Origin of the sequence: Chitinophaga sp. (genome assembly GCF_035564935.1) — a bacterium.
Lineage (GTDB): Bacteria > Bacteroidota > Bacteroidia > Chitinophagales > Chitinophagaceae > Chitinophaga.
Map to the genome: position 1 here is coordinate 1 of NZ_DATMTE010000777.1, position 5,163 is coordinate 5,163.

Annotated in this window: 4 protein-coding genes; all 4 read right to left on the reverse strand. The window is 49.1% G+C overall.

Annotation, left to right across the window (positions count from 1 at the left end):
* A partial coding sequence (locus VN105_RS20090) for a sugar-binding domain-containing protein (RefSeq protein ID WP_325643526.1) occupies window positions 1-402 on the reverse strand: 402 nt, incomplete at its 3' end.
* A 9-nt stretch (window positions 403-411) separates the two neighbouring features.
* Window positions 412-1,305, reverse strand: a complete 894-nt coding sequence (locus VN105_RS20095) for a sugar phosphate isomerase/epimerase family protein (protein ID WP_325643528.1) — start codon at window positions 1,303-1,305, stop codon at window positions 412-414.
* Between the two features lie 12 nt (window positions 1,306-1,317).
* The gene (locus VN105_RS20100) at window positions 1,318-2,406 is read right to left on the reverse strand and encodes a sialidase family protein (RefSeq protein ID WP_325643530.1); all 1,089 of its coding nucleotides are present in this window, start codon (window positions 2,404-2,406) and stop codon (window positions 1,318-1,320) included.
* Between the two features lie 21 nt (window positions 2,407-2,427).
* Window positions 2,428-5,163, reverse strand: a 2,736-nt coding sequence (locus VN105_RS20105; protein ID WP_325643532.1) for a family 43 glycosylhydrolase, incomplete at its 5' end; no start/stop codon positions are given.

Sequence of the window (5,163 nt, forward strand, 5' to 3'; positions counted from 1 at the left end):
AAATGACGTATAGCCGTAAGGGTGTTTGCCCAAACGTTTTCCATTGAGCCATACCTCTGCATTCATGTATACACCGTCGAACTGCAGCTGTACCCGTTTTCCGCGGAATGCAGCCGGTGGGATAAAAGTTTTACGGTACCAACCCGTACCGCCGGTAGTGAATCCGCCGCTTGCCTGGCTCACGGCATCGCGGTTAAAAGGCGATGTGGTGCCGGGAAGATCTTCTATACTCCAATCGTGCGGCAGATCCACTTTCCGCCATTGGGCATCATCAAACTCCGGTTTATCAGCGCCCTGTGCCCCGCCACGATGAAAACGCCAGTCGTTATCAAACAGCTGTATGTCCTGCGCATACACACTGGTAGTAACCAATAATAATAAAGCAGATAATATTTTCTTCATGGCGCCGGATCACACTTGTTGAAAAACTGATTTTAAATAGGCGGTGTTAGCGCTGAAGTTCCATTTTACATTACGCGGGTCCTTCGCATTGCGCGAGCGTTCTATTACCAGCCATCCGCTCCAGCCCATTTCATCCAGCGTTTGTTTTACTTTAGGGAGATGAATACGCGGATTGTCCTGCAGCCATACGCCGTCTTTATCGGTACAATGGATCTGGCAGATGCGTTCTTTGCCAAGTATGCGCAGCTCCTTTTGCAGGTCGCGCCCTGCTTCCAGTGCATTGGCAAAATTGAAATAGCTTTGTATGGCAGGGGAACCAATATCTTCCAATAATTTCACTTCTCCTGCTGCATCCAGCGCGGTTTCTATACCAATTATCACACCTGCCTTCTCCGCCTGTGCTGCCGCGGCTTTCAGACGTTTAACAATCTGTGGCCGCAGTTCCGGATGCTGTACCAGGTCGCCCTGCACACCCAGCGGCAGAAAAGCTACTTTTACTTTGAGCTGTTGCATGGTATTGATACAGTCCTGCACCATGCGATCCACACCCGGCCGTTCTGCAAACGACTGTGCATAGAAACCCGACATGGCTATGGAGCTGATCTCCAGGTTCAGGCGGTTTGCTTCCTCTTTAAATTGCCGGCAGATAGCCGGATCTGCGAGTTTGCTATCAAATGTTTCACGGGCGCCTAATCCACCCATGTCCAGCTCCACGCCATCAGCGCCAATATCCTTCGTTAACTGGAATGCGCCCAGCTTCTGGCGCTTCAGGATCATCCAGTCGCACACCGCAATTTTATACCGTTGCGGTGAATACGGGGCAGCACCGGTTGTGAAGTTGCGGTACAGCAATCCCGCAGTGATAGCTGTAGTTGTATTGATCAAAAAACGACGACGGTTCATAACAGTTATAAATTAATCAGGCCAGTGCCCGTTTTTAATTGGTTTTAGTTGCAGTTGTTTCGGATCCACTTTTACATATTTGATCCGCTCCCTTCTCCAGGTGTAAACAATATGTATAAATCCGTCTGTACCGACGATCACAGCAGGATAGGAATACTGGCTAACGGGAGAATCTTCCAGTACCAGTGCAGCGCTCCAGGCTTTACCATCTTCTGATATGGCTACGTTTAAGGGGGTACGCGGACCTTTGGCCTGCCCGTCTGGTGGTAACACATGGTTATATACCAGCAGCTGCCGGCCATCCGGGAGTGTTACCGCATCTGTTCCGGAATTGTTGTTAGGTAATGCTGTAGCTGCCAAAGGCGACCAGGTGCGGCCATTGTCTTCCGACCATGTTTCAAGTATAGACCTGTTCTTACTCCGGCAAAGTGCCTGCAGCTTACCACCCGGATAAAACAAGATACTTGGCTGTATAGCATTCAGGGTATCACCACCATTAACAGCCGCGGTTTTCTCCCAGCTTTTACCATTATCTTTTGTAGATTCAAAATGTACTCTCCAGCGGTCGCCTTCAGTACTTGACGGGCAAAGCAATGTACCATCGCTTAACAGCACCGGCTTATTCTTTATTGGTCCAAGGTACCCCTCTGGCAAAGCCTGTGGAGCCGACCAGGTGGCGCCATCATCTTTGGAAGTAAGCATCCATGCTTTCCACTCCGATACTTTAGGCCCTACTTTATAGAACAATAATAAATCGCCGCCGGGAACCTGGTACAACACCGGGTTCCAGCAGGCAAAGCGGGTGCCGTTGGGTTGTTTGCCATTTGCTACCTCCACCGGGGCTGTCCACTGACTGCCGTTTTTTTGTTTACGGCTTACCCAGATGCCTACATCAGGATGCCGTTCCTTAGTACCGCCAAACCAGGCGGCGATTAAGCCCTGCTTTGTTTCTGCAATAGTGGAAGCATGACAGGAAGGGAACGGCGCCTTTTCAAATATGAACTGATCGGTAACAATGCCTGTCTTATATTTTGCAGGCTGCCCTTGTGCCTGTAAGGCAATAAAAAATAAAATGGCTGTACAGCAATTACGTATAATCATTAGCGTTATTTTCAGTATTTTTTACAGATGATCAGCGCCGGATGTTTTCAGCGACCCGATGTAAAATGTTGCCAACGCTTCCGGTTCCCCGGCGTCCGGCACATCAAAAGTTTGCGCTGCAGGCGTATCAGCATCCGGCGTATGCCGTGGCATGCCGGTACGAAACACTATGCGCGCCACACTTTGTACCGGCGCAAAAGTGAGCTGGGTCAACGCCTGCTTCCCATTGATATTTACCGTATAAAAACGGGTAGCGGTATTCAGCGTAATGCGGATGTTATAAGTAGTACCGGCGTCATACTTCATAATGTTCTTAAACTTGGCTCCTGCTTTCGCCCTTAGTATGCCATCTGCTTCAAACATGAGCCGCACACAGGGATTGCCTTTAGTGTCCTGTAGTTCCGCATGCAGCAGCCCATTGTTGTTTTGCGCGGGTGTAACGGAAAATTCCACTACCGCGTTCTGCGTTTCGGGGAATAAGCGCTCCGCCTTTGCAAAGTCGTACCGGTCGCCATCACTCAGTGCCAGCGCAGGTCCGCCTGGTGTTTGTTCTATTCTTACAGGCGCCCAGCGGGGACTGTAAATATTCCATAACTTCAATGCTGTATCGGGTAACATCTGCTTAAACACTTCATTTACCGGCGCCGTTGCTTTATCTCTTACAGGAACCGGGATACGTGCCACCCAGATATCTTCCTTATTCATACTATACGTAATCCACATATTTCCATCAGGTGGAGTACCATTATTTTCCGTGATGCCTCTTACATACTGCGGGCCATAATCTTTAAAAAAGCCTTTATAACGCAGCGGTGATATTTCGCCCTGTACCAGCAGCATATTCGTATATTCAAGGCCGTTATCGCTTACTGAAACCGCCAGCGGCCAGCGGTATTCAGACGGATTATACACGGTAGCATACCGGCCATCGGAAGTACGCTGGCCCCAGATCTTGGCATTGGCGTTTACAAAACCAGGCGCGCGCACGGCCGATTCAGGCCATGTTTTACCGCCATCATTACTGATGGCTGTGAGTGCATTTTTCCAAAGTCCAACTACCCTTCCGTCTGGCAGGTGATAATAGCTGAGTGCTTTATATTGTTTCTTTAGTGGTATCAGCGGATCGTTCCGGTCTGCTTCTTCATTCCACTGCTGCGTTACCAGCGGATCTGCCAGCAATTCGTTGCAGGCTTCTACAAAACCTTTATCGGGGCTGCTAATATAATTGGGATAAGCCGTATTTTTTTCATTCCATGCAGGGTTATAACGGATGAAATAAACAGGTCCAAAACGCCCGTCCGGCAATATTTCCCGGACCACGCGTCCAATGCCTTTACCATCATTGGGCCGGTCGTCGTCGTCCAGGCAGATACCATAAAAAGCCAATGCCAGCAGCCGTTTCTTCTTAGATGTATAGAAGCCCATACGCTGATGCATAACGGCATACAGGTTGTGCGCCATTCCGGGATAGCCTTGCTTGGTAGTGCCATCCGGTATTTTATAAAGAGGGAAAATGATTTCGGGCTTTGACCAATTATACCCGTCTTTTGAAGTAACGAGGAGTGTTTGTCCTGGTGGTACGCTTTCACTCACCTGGTCGCTCAGGTATTCCAGGTAAAAGGTATTGTTCCAATAGGCCAGCATGGGGGCGTGATTATAGGTATAGCCGGTGCCTTCTGCTTTTTCCGGATGTTCCCTGTTGGCGCGTAACACCTGTATGTTATGCACGCCCATAGCGGGGCTCAGCTGCCCGTGATGATAATCGATATTAACACGGGTTTGCCCGGTATACCTTACGGTATCCTGTGCTGCCTGTTGTAAAATGTCCAGTGTACTTTCTGTTATTGTAAAGATAGAACCATGCTTATGTCCTTCCGGCACCTGCACCTGGTCTGACACATTGGTGAATGTTTTAAAGTCGCTTGTTTTTACTGCACCATAATATTTATCGCGGTAGGCATCAAAATAAATAAGCCAGTCGTTACCCACTTTAACCGTAGCCGGCCCTTCTGTGAAGGAGCCTGTAAACGGTGCAGAAACATGTGTGTACGGCCCCAGGGCATGTTTACCAAATGCCACTTTCAGGTTCCGTTCAGGCCGGGTATTATCTTTCAGCACCAGTACATATTTACCGGCGGCCTGCTGTACAATAGTGGCATCAATCATACTGAAACCAGGGTCAAGAAATAATTTTGCAGGAGAAAAAGTATGAAAGTCTTTCGTGGTCGTATAATACATACGATGGTTATTATCTTCCTCTTCCTGCCCGCGGGGAAAGCGATGCGGGATAGCTGATGCCCAGATAATAATGAACTGATCTGCTTCCTTATCATAAAAAAGTTCGGGCGCCCAAACATTCACCGTTGCCGGCTCATGTTCCATCACCGGGATACTGCGCTGTGGCGACCAATGCACCAGGTCCCTGGAACTGGCGTAGCCAAAGCCTTTATCATTCTTCCAGCTACTGGTCCACACCAGGTGAAAAGTACCATCAGGGCCCTGCACTATAGATGGATCGCGCATTAATTTCTTCTCTCCTACCTGTGGTTGCAGAAAAGAGTGGCCCAGGTTCATCCAGTGATAGCCATCGTAACTATAAAGCAACTGCAATCCGCCGGTGGCGGGTTCTCTGAAAGAAGTAAAGAGGTATACTGTTTTGCCGGGCACATAAGTATCCAGCACCAATACCCAGTCGTTGCCATCCTGTTGGGCGCCCGGCGGATCAAAACCGGCTATGCCTTTATTCGGAAATTTGCC

Coding starts and splice junctions, on each gene's coding strand:
- VN105_RS20095 (WP_325643528.1), bottom strand. CDS start 1,305: ATGAACCGTCGTCGTTTTTTGATCAATACAACTACAGCTATCACTGCG.
- VN105_RS20100 (WP_325643530.1), bottom strand. CDS start 2,406: ATGATTATACGTAATTGCTGTACAGCCATTTTATTTTTTATTGCCTTA.